This is a genomic window from Priestia sp. ABM2_011 (assembly GCF_056158845.1).
This window is the reverse complement of record NZ_JBSWUB010000001.1, coordinates 3,852,995-3,874,769: the sequence shown is the minus strand read 5'-3', so window position 1 is coordinate 3,874,769 and position 21,775 is coordinate 3,852,995. Positions and strand designations below refer to the sequence as shown.

Annotated in this window: 25 protein-coding genes; 20 read left to right on the top strand and 5 right to left on the bottom strand. The window is 34.8% G+C overall.

The window, feature by feature from the left end:
- Window positions 1-115: 115 nt before the first annotated feature.
- The 17 genes from ACXAE4_RS20610 (at window position 116) to ACXAE4_RS20530 (ending at window position 13,878) form a co-directional block, all read left to right on the top strand.
- Window positions 116-2,731, top strand: a complete 2,616-nt coding sequence (locus ACXAE4_RS20610) for a hypothetical protein (protein WP_475236802.1) — start codon at window positions 116-118, stop codon at window positions 2,729-2,731.
- A gap of 343 nt (window positions 2,732-3,074) precedes the next feature.
- Window positions 3,075-3,290, top strand: coding sequence for a holin (locus ACXAE4_RS20605; RefSeq protein WP_323617871.1), 216 nt, complete (start codon window positions 3,075-3,077; stop codon window positions 3,288-3,290).
- Entirely contained in the window at window positions 3,290-3,637 is a 348-nt protein-coding gene (locus tag ACXAE4_RS20600) for a hypothetical protein (protein WP_475236800.1), read from the top strand. The genes ACXAE4_RS20605 and ACXAE4_RS20600 overlap by 1 nt, the downstream gene beginning before the upstream one ends.
- A gap of 1 nt (window position 3,638) precedes the next feature.
- The gene (locus ACXAE4_RS20595; RefSeq protein WP_475236797.1) at window positions 3,639-4,985 is read left to right on the top strand and encodes a ZmpA/ZmpB/ZmpC family metallo-endopeptidase-related protein; all 1,347 of its coding nucleotides are present in this window, start codon (window positions 3,639-3,641) and stop codon (window positions 4,983-4,985) included.
- The gene (locus ACXAE4_RS20590) at window positions 4,985-5,260 is read left to right on the top strand and encodes a hypothetical protein (protein ID WP_475236795.1); all 276 of its coding nucleotides are present in this window, start codon (window positions 4,985-4,987) and stop codon (window positions 5,258-5,260) included. The genes ACXAE4_RS20595 and ACXAE4_RS20590 overlap by 1 nt, the downstream gene beginning before the upstream one ends.
- An 11-nt stretch (window positions 5,261-5,271) precedes the next feature.
- A complete protein-coding gene (locus tag ACXAE4_RS20585) occupies window positions 5,272-5,673 on the top strand; it encodes a hypothetical protein (RefSeq protein WP_475236793.1) in 402 nt (133 codons plus the stop codon).
- A gap of 60 nt (window positions 5,674-5,733) precedes the next feature.
- A complete protein-coding gene (locus ACXAE4_RS20580) occupies window positions 5,734-6,603 on the top strand; it encodes an SU10 major capsid protein (protein ID WP_475236791.1) in 870 nt (289 codons plus the stop codon).
- A gap of 83 nt (window positions 6,604-6,686) precedes the next feature.
- Entirely contained in the window at window positions 6,687-6,866 is a 180-nt protein-coding gene (locus ACXAE4_RS20575; RefSeq protein ID WP_475236789.1) for a helix-turn-helix domain-containing protein, read from the top strand.
- A 97-nt stretch (window positions 6,867-6,963) separates the two neighbouring features.
- The gene (locus tag ACXAE4_RS20570) at window positions 6,964-7,809 is read left to right on the top strand and encodes a hypothetical protein (RefSeq protein WP_475236787.1); all 846 of its coding nucleotides are present in this window, start codon (window positions 6,964-6,966) and stop codon (window positions 7,807-7,809) included.
- A gap of 22 nt (window positions 7,810-7,831) precedes the next feature.
- A complete protein-coding gene (locus ACXAE4_RS20565) occupies window positions 7,832-7,993 on the top strand; it encodes a hypothetical protein (protein WP_323617879.1) in 162 nt (53 codons plus the stop codon).
- On the top strand, window positions 7,990-8,385 hold the full coding sequence (locus ACXAE4_RS20560; RefSeq protein ID WP_475236784.1) for a hypothetical protein: 396 nt from the start codon (window positions 7,990-7,992) through the stop codon (window positions 8,383-8,385). Before ACXAE4_RS20565 ends, ACXAE4_RS20560 begins: the two co-directional genes overlap by 4 nt.
- Window positions 8,386-8,431: 46 nt before the next feature.
- Window positions 8,432-10,018 carry a terminase large subunit domain-containing protein gene (locus ACXAE4_RS20555; protein ID WP_475236781.1) on the top strand — a complete coding sequence of 529 codons (1,587 nt, stop codon included), beginning with the start codon at window positions 8,432-8,434 and terminating at the stop codon, window positions 10,016-10,018.
- A gap of 15 nt (window positions 10,019-10,033) precedes the next feature.
- Window positions 10,034-11,410 (top strand): phage portal protein, encoded by a 1,377-nt coding sequence (locus tag ACXAE4_RS20550; RefSeq protein WP_475236779.1) that lies wholly within the window; start codon window positions 10,034-10,036, stop codon window positions 11,408-11,410.
- Window positions 11,411-12,087: 677 nt separating this feature from the next.
- Entirely contained in the window at window positions 12,088-12,345 is a 258-nt protein-coding gene (locus ACXAE4_RS20545; RefSeq protein ID WP_475236777.1) for a hypothetical protein, read from the top strand.
- 67 nt (window positions 12,346-12,412) lie between these two features.
- Window positions 12,413-12,883 (top strand): hypothetical protein, encoded by a 471-nt coding sequence (locus ACXAE4_RS20540; RefSeq protein ID WP_475236774.1) that lies wholly within the window; start codon window positions 12,413-12,415, stop codon window positions 12,881-12,883.
- Between the two features lie 51 nt (window positions 12,884-12,934).
- Complete coding sequence (locus tag ACXAE4_RS20535) at window positions 12,935-13,279, top strand: hypothetical protein (RefSeq protein ID WP_475236772.1); 345 nt, start codon at window positions 12,935-12,937, stop codon at window positions 13,277-13,279.
- An 11-nt stretch (window positions 13,280-13,290) separates the two neighbouring features.
- Complete coding sequence (locus ACXAE4_RS20530; protein WP_475236770.1) at window positions 13,291-13,878, top strand: hypothetical protein; 588 nt, start codon at window positions 13,291-13,293, stop codon at window positions 13,876-13,878.
- Between the two features lie 238 nt (window positions 13,879-14,116).
- Here the strand turns inward: ACXAE4_RS20530 and ACXAE4_RS20525 are convergent, their stop codons facing one another.
- Entirely contained in the window at window positions 14,117-14,245 is a 129-nt protein-coding gene (locus ACXAE4_RS20525) for a hypothetical protein (RefSeq protein ID WP_013056148.1), read from the bottom strand.
- A gap of 159 nt (window positions 14,246-14,404) precedes the next feature.
- Here ACXAE4_RS20525 and ACXAE4_RS20520 point away from each other — a divergent pair, with 159 nt between their 5' ends.
- Complete coding sequence (locus ACXAE4_RS20520; protein WP_289578835.1) at window positions 14,405-14,899, top strand: hypothetical protein; 495 nt, start codon at window positions 14,405-14,407, stop codon at window positions 14,897-14,899.
- Window positions 14,900-14,933: 34 nt separating this feature from the next.
- On the opposite strand, the gene ACXAE4_RS20515 is transcribed toward ACXAE4_RS20520, so the two are convergent.
- From ACXAE4_RS20515 to ACXAE4_RS20500, 4 genes are read right to left on the bottom strand one after another with little or no spacing between them, the layout of a single operon-like run.
- Window positions 14,934-15,746: a carbohydrate ABC transporter permease gene (locus ACXAE4_RS20515; RefSeq protein ID WP_033578442.1), complete on the bottom strand. Its 813-nt coding sequence runs from the start codon at window positions 15,744-15,746 to the stop codon at window positions 14,934-14,936.
- Window positions 15,747-15,760: 14 nt separating this feature from the next.
- Window positions 15,761-16,714: a carbohydrate ABC transporter permease gene (locus tag ACXAE4_RS20510; protein WP_028414047.1), complete on the bottom strand. Its 954-nt coding sequence runs from the start codon at window positions 16,712-16,714 to the stop codon at window positions 15,761-15,763.
- Window positions 16,698-17,945 carry an ABC transporter substrate-binding protein gene (locus tag ACXAE4_RS20505; protein ID WP_028414046.1) on the bottom strand — a complete coding sequence of 416 codons (1,248 nt, stop codon included), beginning with the start codon at window positions 17,943-17,945 and terminating at the stop codon, window positions 16,698-16,700. The genes ACXAE4_RS20510 and ACXAE4_RS20505 overlap by 17 nt, the downstream gene beginning before the upstream one ends.
- A gap of 36 nt (window positions 17,946-17,981) precedes the next feature.
- The gene (locus tag ACXAE4_RS20500; RefSeq protein ID WP_475236765.1) at window positions 17,982-19,073 is read right to left on the bottom strand and encodes an ABC transporter ATP-binding protein; all 1,092 of its coding nucleotides are present in this window, start codon (window positions 19,071-19,073) and stop codon (window positions 17,982-17,984) included.
- 332 nt (window positions 19,074-19,405) lie between these two features.
- Between ACXAE4_RS20500 and ACXAE4_RS20495 the strand changes: the two genes are divergently transcribed.
- Together ACXAE4_RS20495 and ACXAE4_RS20490 are read left to right on the top strand one after the other, a co-directional pair.
- Complete coding sequence (locus ACXAE4_RS20495; RefSeq protein ID WP_013056154.1) at window positions 19,406-19,585, top strand: hypothetical protein; 180 nt, start codon at window positions 19,406-19,408, stop codon at window positions 19,583-19,585.
- Window positions 19,586-19,810: 225 nt separating this feature from the next.
- A complete protein-coding gene (locus tag ACXAE4_RS20490) occupies window positions 19,811-21,748 on the top strand; it encodes an ATP-dependent DNA helicase (protein WP_028414044.1) in 1,938 nt (645 codons plus the stop codon).
- Window positions 21,749-21,775: the final 27 nt, after the last annotated feature.

Below are 21,775 nucleotides of genomic sequence, written 5' to 3'. Positions count from 1 at the left end.
AGTTTATAATTTATTATAATGATTATATGATATTAAAATTAATTAGATTATAACTATATTTATATACCGTCATTTTATAACCTATGAAAAATATTTAATCAAATGGAGGAATAGAATGACAAACTTAACAAATCAAATTCACTTATATCAATTAGGAACGGAAGCATTTTACAATAATGAAGAATGGGCTATACATACTAATAAAATGGAAGCACATAAGAAAGTAAAGGAATTAAAAAAGCAACTAGCACAGTCAAAAAGTAAAATTAATAAATTACGAGAAGATGGTATGCATCTTGAAGCAAAAGTATTATTAGAATCATGTAAAAAAATTAGAAAAGAAAAGAAAGTTATCACTAAGGATATTGAATCGTATGGTGAGCAAATTAAAAAACTCCTTATCAATAACAAAGGGAGTTACCGTAAATTACGTAAAGATGATGTGCTTAAAGATTCAAATGTAGTGAGTATGTTTGAAAGTGTTCTATCTCGTGCAATTGGAGCAGAAACAAATAAATTAACTACTGACATCATCATCGTAGAATGTTTTTATGAAGAAGTATTAGAGGATATTCTTGTACAAGGTTTTGAATGGTCATCTGAACACTGGATTCTTTTTTCTGCAAGCGCAGGACAGACACGCCAAAAACGATGTGTAATGATTAAGGAAAGCAAATGGAAGGATATTGAGAAGGAGTTAATGTGTGGGCTTACTGTTGATGATATCAATGCTAAAGGTTCTATGAATATCTCAAAACTACTTGCCTACAAAGCATTAGCCAATTCTGCAACATCTGTATGGGAAGATTTCAAGATTGAAGAATGTATTGTTGTAGATGATATGGAAGTTAAGATTCATGGTGATGTGGACTATATTAATACAGATACATATACAATTGAACGCAAAGAAAACTATCCAGTACCAATTGAAGTAACAGATGGTTGTGGCATGATTCTTCCACAGTTAAGTGATAAGAATTTTATGTTTAGAGCGCCATTTTTCAAAGGGTTATTAGCAAGTTTCGACTTTCTTAATGAAGAGTTTATGATAGATGGAAAGTTAATTGTGAAAGATATCTATGGTAAAGAGCATGATCTTGTTGCAGAAGGCATAAAAATCGTGTTCACCAAGTCACAATTCAAACTTCATTCATTCTTCGATAGTTGGGAAGATTATGTACAGAAGTTCAATGCGAACCACTGTACAGCAGGTAAATTGAATGAAGAAGAAGACATAGAAGAACAAGATAATAAACGACTTAATTATCAAATGCTACAATCCTTGCACTCTTTGACTAACAGTGAATTAGAAACAATTGCAAATGAAACAATTAAGGAAATCTCTCGCATCGGTAAAGATACAGATGTAATGTTAAATATTCTAGGTGCGAATGACCCTAAAACCCCCTTACAACGTGCATTAGCAATCTATCCAGAATTACTCCAAGACGCTTATACATATCAGCAAATCAAAGAAAAGAAGAAGTACCTTGTGAAAGACGCTAGAGCAGGAAAACTTAAAGTTGAAAGTTCATATACATTTGTTATTCCAGATTTGTATGCATTCTGTAATTGGTTGTTTAAGAATGAAGTAAAAGGACTACTTAATAACGGAGAAGTATTCTGCAAGCAGTATGATAATCAAGAACTGGACTTATTAAGGAGCCCCCATTTATACATTGAACATTCAATAAAACGGAATGTAATTGATGATGAAAAGAAGAAATGGTTCACTACGAATGGAATTTATACAAGTGCAAAAGATTTATATTCTCTATTGATAATGTGTGATTGGGATGGAGATAAGTTACTTGTGGTAGCAGATGATACAGTTATCAACGCAGCAAAAAGACAAATTGAGCAAGATAATGTTGTACCGTTGTACTATGAAATGGCTAAGGCAAGACCTGCTAAAATTACTAATCAATCAATCTGTGATACGTTAATGATTGCATACCAAGCCAACATAGGATTGATCTCAAACCTCATTTCTAAGATATGGAATAGTGAAAAGCCAGACATTGAATTAATTAAACTGCTAGTAATGGAATCAAACCATGAAATTGATTTCGCTAAGACGCTCCACAAGCCAACTAGACCGCCACATATTGATGAAAAAATTAAGAAATATGAAAATGAGCGTCTACCATACTTCTTCAAATATGCAAAGAATAAGAAACGTGTAATGGCTAAAAATAACAGTGTAGTCAATCGTTTAAGCGATATTATTCAAAATAAAAGAATCCATTTTGAAGAGTTGGATATGAAGAAATTTGACGCAAAGTTTCTTATTGCTGATACAAGTAATCGTATTGACAGCAAACTTGCTCAACAGGTTATTGAAAAGTACAATCAACTCAACAAAGATAAATTTAAAAGTATCAAGAAATCAAAAGATATTATTGAAAACAGACAAATTCCAGCGTATGTAAATAAACAAATTAGAGAAGAATTAATTAAAGTTGGTAAGGGTGCTACATATGTAACTGATATTCTTGTTAAATACTTGTATTGGAATGAGAATGCTTATAAATCAACTTTATGGAATTGTTTTGGCTATGAGATTGTTAACAACCTAAAAAAAACTAAGCAATGTTTAGATTGCGAAGGACGATATAAACCAACTAAACAACGTCAGGTTAGATGTGATAAATGTCAAACAAAACATGCCAAAGAGTTAGCCAAAGAACGTAAACGTAAGCAAAGAGAGAAAGAAAGAATGTCACGTTGAGATAATCCTCTACAGACCTTGATGTTAAAGGGTTTGTAGGGGTTATTTGTTGTTTGTTTTAAAGGTGCTTAGAAAGTCAATGTTTGTCTATGTTTTATAGTGGTAGCACCAGAGAGTTAATGGTGTATATGGAAGTAGAGAACTATTTACACGAGAAATCTATTTCCACCTTCAATTTTTTTGTTGTCATTTTTATATTCCTCACATACCTCCTGATTTGTGACGATAAATGTATTCATTTTTGAATACACCCTTCTGATTGGAGTAGGTTGCACCCCTACTCTACCTTCCTTTTTTATAAGTCATATTTATGACCTTAAATAAATTTATTGGAGTTGATAGCATGGAATTTTTGTCAACTATACCTCCAGATTTAGCAGCCATTCCATTTTTGTTAGTAATGTTTGGTTGGTTATTGAAGTATACGATAACTAGAGCAGATAAACGTGAAGATAAATTAATGGAGCAGATTGAGAAACAAAGTGCTCAAATGGATAGAATTGTTGATTCATTAGAGAGTTTAGAAGAACAAGTAAGACAATTGAAAGGGGTTAAGTAATGGACATTAGTACACAGGGTTATGATAATTTACGCTCATACATCCAAACAAACTGGAAATACCTCGAATTACAATCCTCTACAGGCACTCCAATTTTACGTATTACAACTACAGACAGCAGAGTAACTATTACCAATGCAAACGGAAAAATCACTTATACATTAGTTCTAAAAGGTTCTGACAGTGGTGTTACAGTTGGAATTACAGAAGTAGGTAAAAGTGCTATTTTCAATGTTGCAAGTGGTGGAACTGCCTTCTCTACAGAATCATTTACATCATTTACATTTGCAGGTACACAAGATGAACTAACTGTAACACATGAATTACAAGTTCCAAAGGTGAACTAATATGTTAGGGCTAGGTACAGTTGAAAGTCCTTATATCATTGAGAATATACAGGATTTGCAGAATGTACAGAATGATTTAGCAGCCAACTATGAATTAAAAGGCGATATTGACGCAACAGGATTTAATTTCACTCCCATTGGTGGAACGTCTTTAGTTGCAGATCAATCCTTTACAGGAACTTTTAATGGTAAAGGTTACAAAATTATAAATCTTAAAATCAACAAGACGATTAACTATATAGCGTTATTTTCTTATTTGAATGGTGCTATTGTTAAGAATGTAGGGCTAGAGAACGTAGATATAACAGGTGGAATGTACACTGGTGCATTGGCTAGTTATGTTGGCTCAGGTTCAACAATTCAACAATGTTATGCAACAGGGAAAGTAACTTCAACGGTATATATTGTTGGTGGTTTAATCGGTGGTACTCAATCCTCATTAGTGGAAGATTGTTGGACTAATGTAACTGTAAAAGGAACTACAACTAACTCTACATATATGAAGTACACAGGTGGATTTGCAGGGCGTGATTCTACTGGGAGTTCATATAGACAATGTTACTCTTTGGGAACTTCTAAGAATAACACAACGCCAGCCAAAGGGTTCATAGGATATGTTAACTCAAATACAGGTTCAGCAAGAACATATGTCTATGCATGTTTTTACGATAAAACAACAAGTGGATGTACGATAGACGGTGAAAGTGGTATTGGAGCAACAGGATATACGACAAGTCAAATGCAAACTTCTTCATACTTCTATGCTTATGACAAGGAAACTATATGGTTTGCAGAAGATGGCTCTTATCCTGCATTAAGAGTATTTGACCACAATGTTATACAGAAGGTAGCCGTAAAATTACTAAGCACAGTCGAAACCATTCTTGCACAGTCGAGCACAGTTAGAACTAGCCGAAGACAGCCGAGAACATCCTTAAATATCTATGCTTCAAATTACATTGTAAGGAACGTTAAAAGGTTTGGTAATGGTTTTATATCTGAATTGCATTCAATATCTACACAGGAAAATAGAAGTGTTAGAAGCATATATGTAAATATTTCGTCTGATATTAGCCCTATTTATTCTACAATTAAGCGTAAAGCAAAGGTTAAGAGGGTTAATGTATCTAGTGTAGATAAAATCCAAGGAATTATTAATTTTATTAGTAATCAGAAGCCCGTGCAAATTGTAGGAGTTTCTTTCTATAAAAACCATTATTCTAATTATGACTTATGGACAAATAATTCCGTATGTTCATTCAAAGTAAACAGCACAGAAAGTGCTAATAATCTAAACGATACAATATCATATGTAATTGAAAATAGGTCAAGTGTGGAGGTGGTTTAATGGCTTACGGTGGCGATACAGTACGCTTACAAGTTAAATTTAGAGATTTTAATGATTTTGCAGTCAATCCAACAGATATTAAATTAACTACTTATGATATAAACAAAAATCAAATTGATCAGATTAGTATTAATGACACCAACAAAGTAGATGTAGGTGTCTATTTTTATGACTATGTACTTCCAGAAGATGAAACAGAAATCGTTTTTGAGTTCAAAGGTACTCATAATGAAAAACCTATCCTCACAAGGGGAAATATACCGATTAAAATTTAGGAGTGATTTAGATGGAAGAAAATAAACAACAACAGCAACAAGAAAATGTTGAAACAATAGCAAAGGCAGAATATGACGCTATTTTGGCAGAGCGTGATGAACTTCTTCAATATAAACCTAAAGAATTAACAGAAGAAGAAGTAAAGGCACAACAAGATAGAGAAGCATTTGAAAAGGAAAAGTTAGAATTTGCTATTGAAAAAGCAGGTCTAAGTGATTTTGCTGAATTTATTAACGATCAAGAAGAAATTGAAGCATTTCAAGGTCTGGTTAAAAAGATTCAAGATAATGTGAAGAAAGAATTATCGTATAAGCCAGAGAACCATAAGCAAACTGACGAATATTCACAGTATGCACAAAAAGGCGATACAAAAGGCATGATTGGTACAAAACTAGCAAACTTATTTAAGTAACACCTGTCTTTATGGCAGTTAAAATAAAAAAATTATAAAAAAGAATGGAGAAATGAAAACATGTTTAAATCTAGTAACTTCACGAAATTAGAGCAAGTATCATTAGCAAATGAAATCGCAAAGATTGGTGTAATGGAAACTCCTTTAACTTCTATGTTAATGGCAAAGGGTAATGTCGAAAAAGCACTTAGCACGGTCTATACATGGCGTGAGAAAACAATTGACTCTACTAGTGATTTATCAGCAGTTGAGGGTTCAGACGATATCCAATTCTTTGAAACTGCAAGAGCAGAATTAAGCAACATCTTAGAAATCTTTAAGAAAGGCGCACAAATCTCTGGTACAGCAGTGGCAATGAAATCTGGTCAATTCGCTGAAGAAGTTGCAGACCGTTTACTTGAACTTAAAATCAACATGGAAAAGAAATTTATCATTGGTGTAAAAGCAGATGGTTCTACAGCACCTTATAAGCGTCAATTATCAGGTTTACTTGAATTTGCTGACCCTACAAATGCTGTAGAAGCAACAAGCGCAGTCACAGAAGCAGATGTTAAGAAAGTAATGCGTAACCTATGGGAACAAAACTTGGGCGCAGGAAACCATTATGCATTTGTTAATGCTGATATTAAAGAACAAATTGATGAAATCTACAAAGATCGCTACGGTTATAACCACGTAACAACTTCTTTCGGGCTGTTGGTAAACGAAATAAATACTAACTACGGTAAAGTTCAATTCGTCCTCTCTAAACACACTCCTGCTGATAAAATGATTGTATTCAATGACGCTTATCTTGATATTGTCCATCTACGTGAACCACATTTTGAACCACTTGCTAAAACTGGTGATAATGTTAAAGGTCAAGTTATCGCTGAATCTACATTGAAATTTGGCTCTAAGAAAGCATTTGCTGTAGTAACAGTGAAATAACTACATAATTCCAATGAGAAGACATTTGCCTAGTGCGGTGTCTTCTTATTTTTTAACTTTAATCAAAAGGAGCGTGAGGGAGGATGATAACAGAGAGAGAAATATATTTCCTTAAACGTAAAAAAGCAAAGATAACAATGAGTGAGATTGCTAGTGCTATAGGATGTAGCCAAAGTTTGATTTCACGATATGAAAGTGGTCAAAGAGAAATGAACGACAACTTAATCAATCAGTATAAGAAATATATTGATAATAAAACTTAATCAGAAGGATGTGTGCAAAAGTGAATAATGTGTAGTGTCTCCTTGTATGCCTATTATGGGCTTCAAGGAGATTTTTTTATTAATCGACTGTACTTGAATGGAGCAGGGAGCGTACCAATTCGCTTCTATTATGAAAAATAAACTTAAAACCCTGTTTCCAGATTGGTGTGCGGATTATGAAAAGAGCAAATATAGTACCATATTAACAGATGATTTAGATTCATTAATGACTTGTGCGATAGAGAAGCATGTAAAATCAAATGATATTAATTACTTTTATAATTTCAATGAACTGTACGTAGCAGATAGGAGCGATAAGAGGAAGCCAATTGGATGTGACTTGGCCCTTGTTAAAGGGAGATCATGGTGCAATCATGTTGTGCGAATTAAGAAAGATGATACAGTCAACCCCAAAACAGCCAATATAAATGCCCTCTTAAAAGTTTCCAGAGAAAACTACACGAAAAAGTACGCAGGTTCAGCAGCCCTCACAGCATGGTCTTTTTATGACCTTCCTCTTCCCAAAACTAGAGAAGGTCAATTACTGTTAATGTCCATTGATTCAGCATACCTCGGACACTATAGCCCTTATTTTAAATCTACTCACAACGCCTATCTGGATATGATGGGCTTTCCTCAATTAATTGATTTACTCAACAATACAACAGTAAAAGAATTTAAAGATCTAAAACAGAAGTACAATACATACTCCAAAATAAAGTTAGATCCTCATGGGAATTTAACCACACAACTTAACCTCCAAGAAATACAAAAATTGTTCGACTTTGAAATAGCCCTTCCAGAACGACAATTCCAATTAAGAAACAAGTTTGAATATGTAAAAGATGAAAACATCACAAATACGGACTCAAAAGACGGTATTCCTAATTTAATCAGTTTTGCGTTGGTTTACAAGAATACTGCAAGTTACACCAAAATTTAATCAGAATGGGAGATATTTAATCATGAAAGACACTATTAATCAAGTTCAAAAAGGTATGACTAAATTACAAGAGATCATTGAAGATATGACTGAAAGCCGTAAACAATGGAGAGCACAAGAGCAAGCGCAAAATGAGCGTGAAAAAGTATTGCTTAATATGATGAAGGAAGGTAAATTGGTATGAATATTTATGACGCATTGAAACAGGTAGAGGATAAGAAAGCCCAGTATTTTAAATGGAAGCATGATATAGGATTTGACCGTAATGCACCTAAGAAGACAGAAGAAGAGTTTTTGAAAGTTGTTGAACGTAAGACAATGAATGGTTTCATCAAGTGGGAGAAGTCGAATGAATATAAGGCGTTGTTATTGCTTATGTTAGGTACTCAAACAACTAATGACTTACATGAGGTATATCAAGCAGTATTAGAGAAAGCCAAGCAAGGTGAGGATGTGAATAATTTCCTTAAATTACATAAAGAAATTAATGAAAGTGCCAAGGATGCAAATGAGGTATTCAAACCTACGATAAAAGAAGAAGAGACAAAACCTAGTAGAAAATTAATTCTTGATTAAGACATCCTTTGGGGTGTCTTTTTCTTTTTTAGAAAGGGGTAATAGCATGTTTCGCGGACTTAAAAAGATTCTCGGTGACTTTCGGTTATTTTCGAAGAATTTCATTGAGATAATTGATAACGAAAATAATTCAATACCATTCATATTAAATGCAGAACAAGAACAGTTTTTGAATGATAAACAGAAATTTAATATTATCCTAAAGGGGCGTCAAATTGGATTCACAACCTTCTCATTGGCGTACATGCTTTATCTAGCGTGTACTAAGCCCAACACATCATACATAATCGTTACTCACCATAATAACGTTACAAAATCATTGTTCACTAAGTTAAAGAAAATGTATAGATCGTTACCGCATAAAGATTTCGTAGATGAAGGCATTTTTCCAGGCATTGAAATAAACAACAGGGATGAATTGTCATTAGATAATGGGAGTCGTATTGTAGTGGCTACAGCACAAGGGGAAGACAGTTTTCGTGGTAATACATTTCAATTAATTCACTTCTCGGAAATGGCTTTCTATCCAGAGAGTAAGCAAGCAGAAATTATTGGTGCTGCTATACCTGCACTAGCAAAAAATCCAGATTCAGCAATTATTATTGAATCCACAGCCAATGGTTTAAATGAGTATCAAAAAATGTTTACCAAAGCATTTAGAAGTAAGGAATCAGTATGGAAAGCACATTTCTATAGTTGGCTAGCAGAAGCATATCATAAACAATTTAAGCATCAATTTGATGAAGCAGAAGCATGGTATAAATCACATAATGGTGGAAGGCGTTTAAGTAAGAATGAATTAGAGTTAGATGAACTATATCTACATGAACAGCAAGGAGCGTCATTTAAACAGTTAATGTTTAGAAGACATTATATAGAATTAAACTCATTGGATAAGTTCAAACAAGAGTTTCCGAGTAATCCAGAGGAAGCATTCTTGACTACACATCAAAGCATATTTGATATGGGTAAGATTTTAGAGCGTATACAACATGCATTACCTCCTATGTCTACGAAAGAAGCAAAGCAACAAATACCTCTTAAACTTCAAAAACATCTCAATAAAAACCTATTCATTTTTAAGTTACCGAAAGAAAAAATAAGAAATTATGCAGGAATTGACGTTGCAGCAGGAGTTAAGGGTGATAACTCAACATGTGTAATCTTTGATAGTGATGGGCAACAGATGTGCTCATGGTATTCAAATGATATTCCTACATATGAGTTTGCAGAGTTAATGAATGAGTTATGTAGATTCTACAACTATGCGTTCACTTGTGTTGAGCGTAATAGTTATGGATTACCTGTATTGGAGAAAATGCGTAAAGATCATGGCTATATGAATCTATATAGACAACGTTTATTTAATGAGCAAGGTAAACAAAGGTCACAGTTTGGATTCCAAACAACTAATGTATCTAAACCTGTTGCTATCGAAGATTTTAAAGAACAATTTGAATTAGGATTTATCAACCTTGAATGTATTACGTTGTTGGAAGAAATGAAGATATATGAAGACAACGGTGGCAAGATGGGTAATAAGAAAGGTGATGGTCTACATGATGATTTAGTAATTGCTACAGCAATGGCTATTCAAGCAATGAAACGTAATATCTATTATGTAGAAATCTGATAAGGAGTTGAAACAATGAATTTACAGGAATACGCAAACACCTATTATGAAGGCGAACCCAATTGGTTTGTTGAAGAAGTTGAAAAGTATCAGCATCAAGAAAGAATACATAAAGTAAATAATTTAAAAGAGTATCTAAATGGCGACCATAAGATTAACTATCTACCGTCATATAAGTACAATGGTAAAGATATTGAACCAAAGAAGATTATTCTCCAATATGCTAAAACAATCCTCAACTTTCAATCCTCATTTTTATTGAAAAATCCAGTTAGTTTGACAGGTGATAAGAAAGTAGTAGAAGCATTCCAGAAGGTCAATAAGCAAGCAAAGTACAATCGATTAAACAAGAAGATACTTGAAAAGGTTGCTAAGTTTGGTGAGGTGTATGAGTATCTTTATTTAGATGGAGACACAGTTAAATCATATATCATTGATCCAAGTGAAGGATATCCAATCTATAATCATGAGAATACGCTTATTGGCTTCATTGAAGCATATGTACATGACAATATCTCATACTATACGGTTTATTCTAATGAGTATGTGGAGCAATACAATAATGAAGGTGGCGAACATCATTTAGTTAGTCGTAAGGTTAATTTAAGTGGGCTACCTGTTGTATATCGTAATGATAATAATGAATTGAGCGATATTGAAGGACGTTCAGATTTAGAAGATTACATTACTATTTTGGACAATATGGAAGATTTAATTAGTAAGTTTACAGACAGTGTACATAAGTTCCATAATCCTATTCCTGTAGTAATTGGTCAAGATTTGAAAGGTGAAGGCATAGACAAGAATATAGTAGGTGGCGGTGTTCGTCTAGATTTGGACGGTGATTTTAAATTTGTCACAGGGGAAGTTGATACAGAAGCATTTGAATCAGTGTATAAGACCTTACTGCAATCCTTATTAGATGTAAGTAGTACACCTGCTGTATCAATGAATAAGACAGATATATCTAATCTTAGTGAAGTATCTATTAAGTTACTGTATTCATTGGCTGAGTTGAAGGCAGGATTGAATGAATCATTTATGCGTGATGGTATCGAAGAACGTCATGAGAAGATTCGTACTTTGTTGTCTTATGTTGGTGATGTGTTTAGTGATGATGTGTATGAGTCGCTTGATATGGTGTTCCATTATGCTATGCCACAAAATGAAGGGGAAATCATAAATAACCTTAAAACCCTAAGAGAGATAAAAGGTATTAGTCAGGAATCCATGTTGGAACAATCTCCTTATACTGCTAATGCTAAACAGGAACTAAAGCGCCTAAATAGTGAAAAGGATAAAGAAGTAAATACGGTAAATGGTGATGGCAGTAAAGCGGATAATAGCCAGAGTAATAAGGGAGATAATGTGACCAATAAAGATACTGCATAAGTGGTATTGTGATAATTAGGTAAATAAAGGTAGTGGTTAGCGTGTAGGATTTAATAAGAATGCTGATATGATGGGGATTATGTTAGATAGTATTATGTTGTCTTGCACGTTCATGTTACCTAGTAGGATATATTAATAATAAGAAAGAGAGTCACAAGATGAAACTCACTTTTTGAAATTTTTTTTAATAAGTTATCTCTGGCTATTGTTTATGCATTGTTTTATTCATCGTATTCAATCAAATGTATGTAATGTGTAGCAAAGGGTAAAAGTTTGGTGTTAGAGGTAATATACAGTTAGAAATGCTGTTATATCAATACTCGTGAGGTATATTGCATAAATCTTGAGAAGGGTTAGAAATGATGTGTATTAGTGTCAAGGTAATATACTGTACATTGAAACGTTGTAATATCAAGGGTTCAAATAGTATTTTATTAACTATTAGTTTACATAATGCATCTTATCGGAACCAATTGTGGAATGGAATGCATATTCCATTTGGATTATAGAGAGTGTATATGCATCATTATTCATAATGCGATACCCCTTTTTAAAGATAAGTCGCCATAGCATATCCTTTTACACACCCACTGAAAAAATTACCATTTTAGGTATTTTGAAGTAGGGATTTACCTCTTTCTGTCGAATCTTAGTGATTAAGAAAGGGGGGAGAGAAAATGAAACTACAAGTTATTTGTGAAAATTGCGATAAGATAACTGAATTAACGCCTAAAACAGTAGGTAATCATGCTAGTGTAAGGGATTTAGAAAGTAATTTCCGAATCAGTGAAGTCAGATTGGATTATGATAGAAATGTTGACGATATTGATGAAGTAGAAGCAACGGTTGATGAATTAAGAGTTGAATGTGCTAGTTGTGGTAACTACATAGTGCTCAATGACTTTTCAGGAAATGTATACCACTATCACGGATAATATAGAATTAAGGAGTTCTCTTTGTAGTGGGGAACTCCTTAATATTTAACTAAGAAAGGCGTTTGCTATGAAGAAATGTGGGTTTCTTTTTTTTATATGCATTAGTATATTAGTACTCGCATCATGTAGTTCTACAGATGTTACACAATTAAAACAATACACTGTTACGAATACTGTTTCTGCGGAAGATTTCTTAAAGGAAACTCCTGTTGATTTGGATGTATCTGATGTAGAAAATAATGAATCTGCAAATATAGATAAATTATTTAAGATTGAGGGAAATGCTCAAGTAGACGATTATTATAACTACGGATTCTATGATGAAGATAAATATTTTTCAGTCAGCGTTATCCCCTTTGATACAAAAGTAAGTGGCTGGAATGTTTATTTTCAGCGTGATAAGTATCAAGATTTCTACAAAGATTTAAAGGATAATCCAGATATGGAAGTAAAGATAGTCGGGATTATTCCGCATAACATATACGAAGATGGTCAGAAAAATGTTGCTGGCGGTGCTTACGTAGAATATAAAAACTAATTCAAGACATCCTTCATCGGGTGTCTTTTTTATAAGAAAAGGAGTGTTTATATGATTACTAATTTACAACGCTTAGAAATGGAAACGAAAGGCATTAAAATTGAGCAGAATGAATTAATTATCTACCTATTAGAAAATGGAATGCAGCCACATGATGAATACAACGCTACATCATCTACATCTAAACGTAATATCTACAGATCAGCATTATCTATACTAGAAGGTATTGCTAATAACCCTCAAACTATGAAGAACTACACTATTGATGATACCTCTGTATCATATTTCCACAATAATCTAATCACACGTATCCATGACTTAGAACGTAAAATCAGAGTTATGCAAGATGATGATACCAAAGACAGTGGTAACTTCTTCATGCTGTTTAGTAATTAAGGGGTGAGGATATGTTTAATTTATTTGATTTCCAAGATGAAGATTTATCATTTCTTATTAACGAAACAGGTCAATCAGTAATAGTTAATGGTATTGCAGATAAAGTATTAATTACTAATAAGTCGATTGGGGAATTTGAAGAGCGTTATATACATTCACCTGAATTAATTAGCCGAGGTTCACTAATAGAGTGGAATGCTAATAAATATCTGGTAACCAGTGAAGCATTAGAAAAGCGTGGTGGAAAGTATAAAGTTGTTATGAGGAATTGTAATGGTGATATTGAGTTTCCTAAAGTTGAACAAGTATTAATTGGAACTGATCCATACACAGGAAAACCAGTATACAAAGAACAAATAACTGGAATTGAACATGTGTATGCAATTGTAGATAAACGTTCATTAACAGTAACTACAGATCAAGCAGTTAATATAGTGGACAATAGGTTCGTGATAAAGATTCAAGACAACAAATTTAATCGTGAAAAATTTGATATAGATACAGAATTCACTATGTACAGTGATACATGGAAGGTTTCTAATGTTAATTACAATAAGAGTGGACTATTAGAAGTTCATATCATGTCTACAGTAAGTTAAAAATAAACCTCTTTACTTCCTGAAATGTCCATATTATAATGGAAGAAAATATTCGGAAAGTAATATGGATTGTAGGTAATTTTTTTCTCATAAATCCTTTAAAAGCGACGAAAAAACGCAAATTATTTAACGGATTTATTAAAACAGACTACTATCAGTACTGGGGACCTCGTCCTCCACGCAACGATCAATAAATACAAAAAGCCAAGCGGTGTAAAAACAGCTTGGCTTTTTTACGTTATTTCTTTTTTAAACCGCGATAAGCTAGCATTCCAAACATGCCTATCCCGAGCACGACAATTAATAAAATAAACCAGAACGTAGCATTAAGCAGGTATTTATATAGTCCGTCATAATAATCATGCATGTACTCACCCCATTATGTTTTTTTATAGTATGGGCGAGTAGCAGGGCAATATATGTATTCATTTCTTTTCAATAGCAGGCTTAAAACGAGAAATGATTAGCTTATTTCTAACATATTTACGAAAGGGAAATCTCATACTAAAACCTAAGAGGTGATAAAATGAGAAAAAATCGATCAGCACGGGTTTTTGGCGGGATGATGCTTCTTTCATGGTTAACCATCCCTTTTATAGGACGACAGCATATTAAGCGCTATTTATCATCTACTATGTTTATTTCCTTTTTAATTATGGTTGAAAGCTATATTGCTGAAAAAAAGAAGTGGTGGATATTCCCTAATCCTCCTCATCCATATTTAACAGGTGAAGCTGCTTTACTTTTAGGTCCATTTTTAGCAGATTCTTTATGGATTAAAAAGTTCACATATGGCCATTTTGGAAGGTATATGTTATTAAATGCAATCGTAGATACATTTTTTGTTTATCCTTTTCAACGAGCTATGAGCCGTGCAAAGCTTTTTAGGGTAGGCACATTTAAAGAGTACCATTTGCTAGGTATCTTTCTGTTAAAAGCTGCTTTAATGTACGTTTACCAACACCTAATAGTAGAGAAACCGAAACCTCAGCGTGCTTTGAAAAATAATCCTATAGAATAAAGGGGCAGGCAGGGAAGCGTGATTTTCTTGCCTGCTATTTTAATGCCCCAGAGGTCATTCCTGAAATGAAATGCTTTTGCAAAAACACGTACGCAATCAATAATGGAATAGAAGAAAGAACGACTGCTGAAAACAGCATAGGGTAATTGGTTAGAAATTCCCCTTGAAAGTCCAATAATGCAATAGGCAGCGTTTTTACTTCTTTAGATTTTAATAATAGCAAAGGGAATAACAGATCATTCCACACGATCACAAACGAAAAAATTCCTACTGTAGCCATTGAAGGTATGGAGAGTCGAAGAGCGATTTTTGAATATATTTTCCACTCTGACGCCCCGTCCATGCGAGCGGCTTCGAATAGTTCCTTTGGCAAAGTTTTCATAAACCCCGTTATAATAAACACACCGATAGGAAGCAAAAAACTTATGGAGACGATAATGACCCCTGTTAGCGTATTGACCAGTCCAAGCTTATTCATCAGCAAAAAGACAGGAATCATATTGACTTGAGTAGGGACAATCATTCCGCAAACAAAAAAGCCGTATACAATCCATCCAAGCTTTTGAGGTAGCTGAATAATAGCGTAAGCAATCATGCTTGAAAACCATAGAATAAAAAACGTGCTAAAGACGGTAACAATCACGCTGTTTTTAATATAGCCAAAGATGGGTTCATTGACGAGCAGCTGTTTATAATTTTCAATATTCCAGCCTGCTGGTAATCCAATTGGGTTGCTGTAAAGTTCAGGCGTTGTTTTAAAGGTTGTTAATAAAACCAAGCTTAAGGGCAACAGAATGATTAAACCGTATATCCCTAAAATCAGATGTCTGAATGGATTTTGTTTCATAAAAGAATCTCCTTTTACATTTTGGTCAGGCGAAGTACGCGAAATTGAAGAAACGTTAAAAGAGCAATCACAATCATAAATACAACGGAAATGGCAGAGGCATAGCCAAAACGAAAATTAATAAAAGCTTCGTGATAAAGAAGTGTCGAAAGAATTTCAGTTGAGTTGGAGGGACCTCCATTTGTCATTGCAATGATTAAATCAAATGCTTTAAAGCTTTGTATGGTCGTATAAGCCACAACCATTGTCGTAGCTGGAGCTAAAAGAGGCCACGTAATGCGCTTGAATTTTTGCCATCGTGTTGCTCCATCAATACTAGCAGCTTCATATAACTCACTGGGAATAGCTTGAATTCCAGCTACAAAAATAATAAGCATTTGACCAGTATGTGCCCAAAATTGTACAAAAGCCAAGCTATAAATGGCGATATGTCCATTTCCAATCCAAGACTGTGTCCAATGCTCAAGGCCTATTTTACTTAAAAATAGGTTAACTCCTCCAATGTTGGGGTCATACATAAAGTTCCACGTGAACGCAATCGACACGGACGAAATAATCGTCGGTACAAAAAAGAGTGAGCGATAAAATGTATTCCATGCAGAATTTCTATAAAGTAAGAGTGCAAAGCCTAAGCTCAATAACGTTTGAAAGATCAGCACGCCAATTGTGAACTTTAAGTTGTTTGTAAGCGACTGTGTAAAAATAGCATCGTTTGTTAAAATTTCTTTGAAGTTTTGAAACCCTACAAATGAGAACTGAGAAGACAATCCATTCCAATCAGTTGTACTTAAAAATAAAGCAGAAAGCGTTGGCAATGCAAAGAAAACCGTATATATGACAAAACCAGGAAGCAAAAACAACCATAGATGCCTGCTTTTAGAGATATTTTTAAATGAAAAGAGAGGAAAAGAGAACGAAGGGGTTCTCTTTTCTTCCTCTTGAATAGACGTATTAGTTTTTAGCGACACGTTCTACCTCTCCTTGTGCTTTTTCAGCAGCTTTTTTCGCTGACATACCGGATAGTACGTCCTGTACAGATGTTTCAACAGCTTTTGATACGCGCTCATTTAAAATGGTAAATCGAGGTTGGAAGACCGTTTTTTTGTCTTTCCACTTTGCGCTTTCTTTGAGTTCAGGTGAATCATATTTCACGTCTTTGACCGTTAATAACTGGCCAGTAGCATTTGCATACTCAGAAGAAATCTTTGAATCTGCAAGGAAAGTTAAAAATTTCTTAGCAGCTTCTTTGTGTTTTGATTTTTCAGCAACACCTAATAAGAATGTTGTGGTATGAACACCTTCGTATTTGGCTTTATCTTGATCCACTGTAATCGGTGCAAGCAAACCTTGATCAATCTTTGGATTTTGCTGTTTGACTGTAGCCATCATATAAGAACCTTGAGCAAGCATTGCGCCTTTTTCCTGAGCAAAAAGTGCTGCAGCACTTTCTTTTTTCGTACCAAGAGCATCTTTTTGGAAGTAACCTTTATCATTTAATTCTTTAATTTGAGATAGGGTTTTGATAAACCATTCATCAGTTAGCTTGCGCTTGCCCGTTTCTACTTCGTGAAGGGCGTTATTTGTAGGTTCGTTATTCATAATCATTGGGTTAATAAATTGAGAAGGACTTACGTCTCCTGAAAATAAAATCGGCGTGTAACCATTTTTCTTTAATGTTTCAGCTGTTTTTAAAAAGCTATTCCAGTCTTTAGGAACATCTAAATTTAGTTTTTCAAAAATGCCTTTGTTATAGACAGGGATGTTATAGACTAGCTGATAAGGAAGAGCATATTGCGTATTATCCGCTTTACCCGCTTGGATTAGCTTTTCGTCAAATTTGCTGAGTAAGTTTTGGTCGTCCAGCTTTGCAAAACCGTTTGCTTTGCGAATCGTTTCAAATTGACTTCCTGGAAAACTAGCAAATACATCGATGCCTTCTCCAGATAGTAGAGATCCTTGAATTTGTGATTGATATGAATCCGAAGGAAAGACGGTCATCTCTACATGAATATTTGGGTTTTTCTTTTCAAATTGCTCAATGATAGAATCAAAGGCTTTCGTATCTTCTCCTCGCCAATGCGTAAAGTTAATGGTTACTTTTTTTGAAGAATCGCTGCTGTCGCCGCTTGTTGAACTGTTTTTGCCGCAGCCGGCGATGATCACGGTGAGCATTGCTAACAGAATTAATAATTTTTTCATTTTAGTTCCCCCATTTATAGAATTCTTTTTAGATAGTTATTGGTCAATTTTGATACGATTGGTAGATGCTTGGTCAAAGAAATGAGCATGATTCATTTGAAAATGAAACGGAAAGTGCTGATGAACTTGAATATGTTCATCCCCAGGGATTTTAGCCACAAAGAGCTGCTCTCCTAAACTGCTGTATAGTATGTACTCTGCTCCTAATAACTCAGACACATCTACCGGTAATGAAATATGAGGAGCATCAGAAAAGGCACGCGTAATATGCTCGGGTCGAATTCCTACAGTAATGAATTGATTATTGTAGCCTTTTTCATGTAACGAATGCATTTGATTTTCTGTCAGTTGAAACTCATGTTCACTGATGTACAGTTTGCTGTTCACTACTTTTCCTGTGAAAAAGTTCATTCCCGGTGAGCCTATAAAACTGGCTACAAACGTATTCTCTGGAGCATTATACACTTGCATAGGTGAACCTATTTGCTGAATTTTTCCGTCTTTCATAACTACGATTCTGCTTGCCATCGTCATGGCTTCTGTTTGATCGTGGGTTACATAAATAATGGTCGTCTGCAGCCTCTGATGAAGCTTACTGATTTCAGCACGCATTTGTACGCGAAGCTTCGCATCAAGGTTAGACAAAGGCTCATCCATTAAAAAAATTTGGGCATTCCGTACAATCGCTCTTCCTAAAGCCACTCGCTGACGCTGACCTCCTGATAATGCTTTTGGCTTGCGTTTTAAATAGGGTTCTAAGTCCAAAATACGAGCCGCTTCACGAACGCGCTCATCAATTTCTTGTTTTGGGACTTTGCGGAGCTGCAAGCCAAATGCCATGTTGTCGTAAACCGTTAAATGAGGGTAAAGCGCGTAGTTTTGAAACACCATTGCAATATCCCGGTCCTTAGAAGGTAAAGCGTTTGCACGATCTCCATTAATAAGCAATTCTCCTTCTGTTATCGATTCAAGGCCGGCGATCATGCGAAGGGTAGTGGATTTGCCGCACCCTGAAGGTCCTACAAATACAATAAATTCTTTGTCTTGAATATGAAGATTAAAATTATCAACTGCAAGACTATCTTTTCCGTATTTTTTATACACATGCTGCAACTGCAGTTCTGCCATTTTTTTCTCCTCTCAGCAGGCTTTTAAAAAATAAAAGCCTCTAATTGCACAGACGGATTGTACGTGTATCTGGCAATTAGAGGCTATCGGTTGACCGGTAAGCCTGTAGTATGTAGTTTTGAGTGATTGAATCTGTAAGTAATTTTAAAATATATTATTCCTATATGTCAAGTGAGGATTAAAATATTTTAATAAGTTCGATTATTTTCTTAAATGAAAGAATCCATTTATTAAGCCAGAGATGCTGGTTTTGAGAATAAAATAAACAGCTGGTGTATAGAATGATAGTATTCACTTTTATAGTAAGCACTACAGAGAGAGGATGTTTATAAATGGATAGAAACACGCAGTTCACTATGATTCGGCAAGCGTTGGAAAACAGCTATCATTTAATGCAGCAGGGAATAGAAGTTAGCGGAGAGACGCTTACTCAGCTGGAACAAGCAAAAGCCGAGTATGAAGCGGCCTTTTTATTGTCTCAGTCCACGGATTCCAAATTCCGCTGTAATTAATTTTTTAATAGCACTTATTCCGTTTGCGTTCTATACACCCAGCTTTTATACAAAAAGGTTCTGTCCTTACAGACAGAACCTTTTTTATGTTCAGCTCTTTTTATTGACATTTTAGATAAAGTAGTCAATAATTAAGTTTTGCTTACATGAGAAATTTACTAGATAAAAAGAAGTGAAGCTAATTTTTATTGATAGATATTTACATAAATAAAGGAGTCAGTATCGATGATGAGAGAGCGGTTGCCTTTTACAATTGAGCGGGATGAAAACTTTTTTGATAAATTAAATGAATGGATAGGTGATGTTTTTTATGATCATCTTCCAGACGCAGGATTAGAACTTCGGGATGAACAAATTTTTATGGCTTTTCAAATCGAACGAGCTTTTAAAGAAAAAAATGTAATCTTTGCAGAAGCAGGTGTAGGAACAGGGAAAACCATTGTGTATTTACTGTACGCTATTTGTTATGCAAGGTATATTGGCAAGCCGGCTATTATTGCCTGTGCGGATGAAACATTAATTGAACAGTTAGTAAAAGCCGAAGGAGACATTGCCAAGCTCTCTGGTATTTTAGATATTAACATGGATGTTCGCCTAGCAAAATCTCAAGATCAGTATCTGTGTTTAAAGAAATTAGATGCTGTGACAGCACGAACAGATAATGAAAACATTGAAGAAATTTACGATACGCTTCCTGATTTTGTTCATGATCATAGTGGTATGCAGTCGTTCTATCACTACGGAGACCGTAAAGAATATCCTCATTTAACGGATGAGGAATGGAATCAAATTAACTGGGATACGTTTCAAGATTGCTCTTCCTGTGAGCAGCGTCATAGATGTGGCTTAACGCTTTCACGCGAGCACTATAGAAAAGCACATGACTTAATTATTTGCTCTCACGATTTTTACATGGAGCACATTTGGACATATGAAGCCCGCAAGCGTGAAGGACAGCTTCCGCTTCTTCCTGAAAGCAGCTGTGTTGTATTTGATGAAGGTCACCTGCTGGAATTTGCTGCACAAAAGGCTCTAACGTATCGCATTCAAGAAGATACGTTAGAAAACTTGTTAACGCGTCTATTAGAAAATGACGTGCGAGAAGAATTTGCTGTGAAGATCGAGCACGCTATTGATGTGTATGCAATGTTCTTTGACCGTTTAAGTGAAGCAAGCACAGAAATCGTTGGTTCTAGCCGTAAAGAAGTAGCCCGAACAAACGGATTACAAAGTGTAGGAAAAGAACTTTTATCGCTGCTTGAACATATCGGAAACGAGCTTGTGTTTGAGAGTGAGACCTATACAGTAGATGAATATACGCTGCGAATTGTAGATGAGTACCTAGATCAAATTGATTATTCGCTGCGCTTATTTATGGACAACGAAAATGCCATCTACTGGGTGGAAGAAAACAACTGGCAGCTGACGTTGGTTATTATGCCGCAAGCAGTAAAAGACGTCTTAAAAGAACGAGTATTTGCGAAGAAAATACCGTATATTTTCACTTCTGCCACTCTTTCAGATAACCAATCGTTCGATTATTTAGCATATAGCTTAGGCATTGCAAAGCCGCTTTCTTTTTCCGTTGAATCGCCATTTGATTATGATGAGCAAATGAAAATTGCGGTGAAAGATGTTTCCGATGATCAAGAAGAAGCGTTTGCTGAAAAATTCGCCTTTGCTGTTGCTCAGCTCGAAAAAACGAACGGACGAGCACTTTTATTGTTTAACAGCAAAGAAGAACTAGAGATGTTCAAAGAAGTTTCCAAAGAGTTAGATCAGTACACATTTTTATTTGAGGGCGATCAAGAAATCAGTAAATTAGTATCTCAGTTCCAAAGAGAAGAAGAAACGATTTTATGCGCTGTTCATTTGTGGGAAGGGTTGGATATTCCTGGACCTTCGTTATCGAATGTAATTATTTGGTCTCTGCCGTATCCGCCAAATGATCCGGTCTTTGAAGCAAAGCGCAATCAAGTAGTCGATCCATTTTGGGATGCAGATATGCCGTATATGCTTCTTCGCTTAAAGCAAGGAGTTGGAAGGCTGATTCGCTCTCATAATGATAAGGGTCTAATCACGATCTTTATGCCAAAAAGCACAGATTCAAAAGTGCGTTCAATCATTGAACAAAATGTTCCAACGAAAATAGAAAACGTATAAAAAAGCGCGGTGGCAGCCGCGCTTTTT

Excerpts from the sequence above, each read along its gene's own strand:
- ACXAE4_RS20610 (WP_475236802.1), top strand. The coding sequence starts at position 116 with ATGACAAACTTAACAAATCAAATTCACTTATATCAATTAGGAACGGAA.
- ACXAE4_RS20605 (WP_323617871.1), top strand. The coding sequence starts at position 3,075 with ATGGAATTTTTGTCAACTATACCTCCAGATTTAGCAGCCATTCCATTT.
- ACXAE4_RS20600 (WP_475236800.1), top strand. The coding sequence starts at position 3,290 with ATGGACATTAGTACACAGGGTTATGATAATTTACGCTCATACATCCAA.
- ACXAE4_RS20595 (WP_475236797.1), top strand. The coding sequence starts at position 3,639 with ATGTTAGGGCTAGGTACAGTTGAAAGTCCTTATATCATTGAGAATATA.
- ACXAE4_RS20590 (WP_475236795.1), top strand. The coding sequence starts at position 4,985 with ATGGCTTACGGTGGCGATACAGTACGCTTACAAGTTAAATTTAGAGAT.
- ACXAE4_RS20585 (WP_475236793.1), top strand. The coding sequence starts at position 5,272 with ATGGAAGAAAATAAACAACAACAGCAACAAGAAAATGTTGAAACAATA.
- ACXAE4_RS20580 (WP_475236791.1), top strand. The coding sequence starts at position 5,734 with ATGTTTAAATCTAGTAACTTCACGAAATTAGAGCAAGTATCATTAGCA.
- ACXAE4_RS20575 (WP_475236789.1), top strand. The coding sequence starts at position 6,687 with ATGATAACAGAGAGAGAAATATATTTCCTTAAACGTAAAAAAGCAAAG.
- ACXAE4_RS20570 (WP_475236787.1), top strand. The coding sequence starts at position 6,964 with ATGGAGCAGGGAGCGTACCAATTCGCTTCTATTATGAAAAATAAACTT.
- ACXAE4_RS20565 (WP_323617879.1), top strand. The coding sequence starts at position 7,832 with ATGAAAGACACTATTAATCAAGTTCAAAAAGGTATGACTAAATTACAA.
- ACXAE4_RS20560 (WP_475236784.1), top strand. The coding sequence starts at position 7,990 with ATGAATATTTATGACGCATTGAAACAGGTAGAGGATAAGAAAGCCCAG.
- ACXAE4_RS20555 (WP_475236781.1), top strand. The coding sequence starts at position 8,432 with ATGTTTCGCGGACTTAAAAAGATTCTCGGTGACTTTCGGTTATTTTCG.
- ACXAE4_RS20550 (WP_475236779.1), top strand. The coding sequence starts at position 10,034 with ATGAATTTACAGGAATACGCAAACACCTATTATGAAGGCGAACCCAAT.
- ACXAE4_RS20545 (WP_475236777.1), top strand. The coding sequence starts at position 12,088 with ATGAAACTACAAGTTATTTGTGAAAATTGCGATAAGATAACTGAATTA.
- ACXAE4_RS20540 (WP_475236774.1), top strand. The coding sequence starts at position 12,413 with ATGAAGAAATGTGGGTTTCTTTTTTTTATATGCATTAGTATATTAGTA.
- ACXAE4_RS20535 (WP_475236772.1), top strand. The coding sequence starts at position 12,935 with ATGATTACTAATTTACAACGCTTAGAAATGGAAACGAAAGGCATTAAA.
- ACXAE4_RS20530 (WP_475236770.1), top strand. The coding sequence starts at position 13,291 with ATGTTTAATTTATTTGATTTCCAAGATGAAGATTTATCATTTCTTATT.
- ACXAE4_RS20525 (WP_013056148.1), bottom strand. The coding sequence starts at position 14,245 with ATGCATGATTATTATGACGGACTATATAAATACCTGCTTAATGCTACG.
- ACXAE4_RS20520 (WP_289578835.1), top strand. The coding sequence starts at position 14,405 with ATGAGAAAAAATCGATCAGCACGGGTTTTTGGCGGGATGATGCTTCTT.
- ACXAE4_RS20515 (WP_033578442.1), bottom strand. The coding sequence starts at position 15,746 with ATGAAACAAAATCCATTCAGACATCTGATTTTAGGGATATACGGTTTA.
- ACXAE4_RS20505 (WP_028414046.1), bottom strand. The coding sequence starts at position 17,945 with ATGAAAAAATTATTAATTCTGTTAGCAATGCTCACCGTGATCATCGCC.
- ACXAE4_RS20500 (WP_475236765.1), bottom strand. The coding sequence starts at position 19,073 with ATGGCAGAACTGCAGTTGCAGCATGTGTATAAAAAATACGGAAAAGAT.
- ACXAE4_RS20495 (WP_013056154.1), top strand. The coding sequence starts at position 19,406 with ATGGATAGAAACACGCAGTTCACTATGATTCGGCAAGCGTTGGAAAAC.
- ACXAE4_RS20490 (WP_028414044.1), top strand. The coding sequence starts at position 19,811 with ATGATGAGAGAGCGGTTGCCTTTTACAATTGAGCGGGATGAAAACTTT.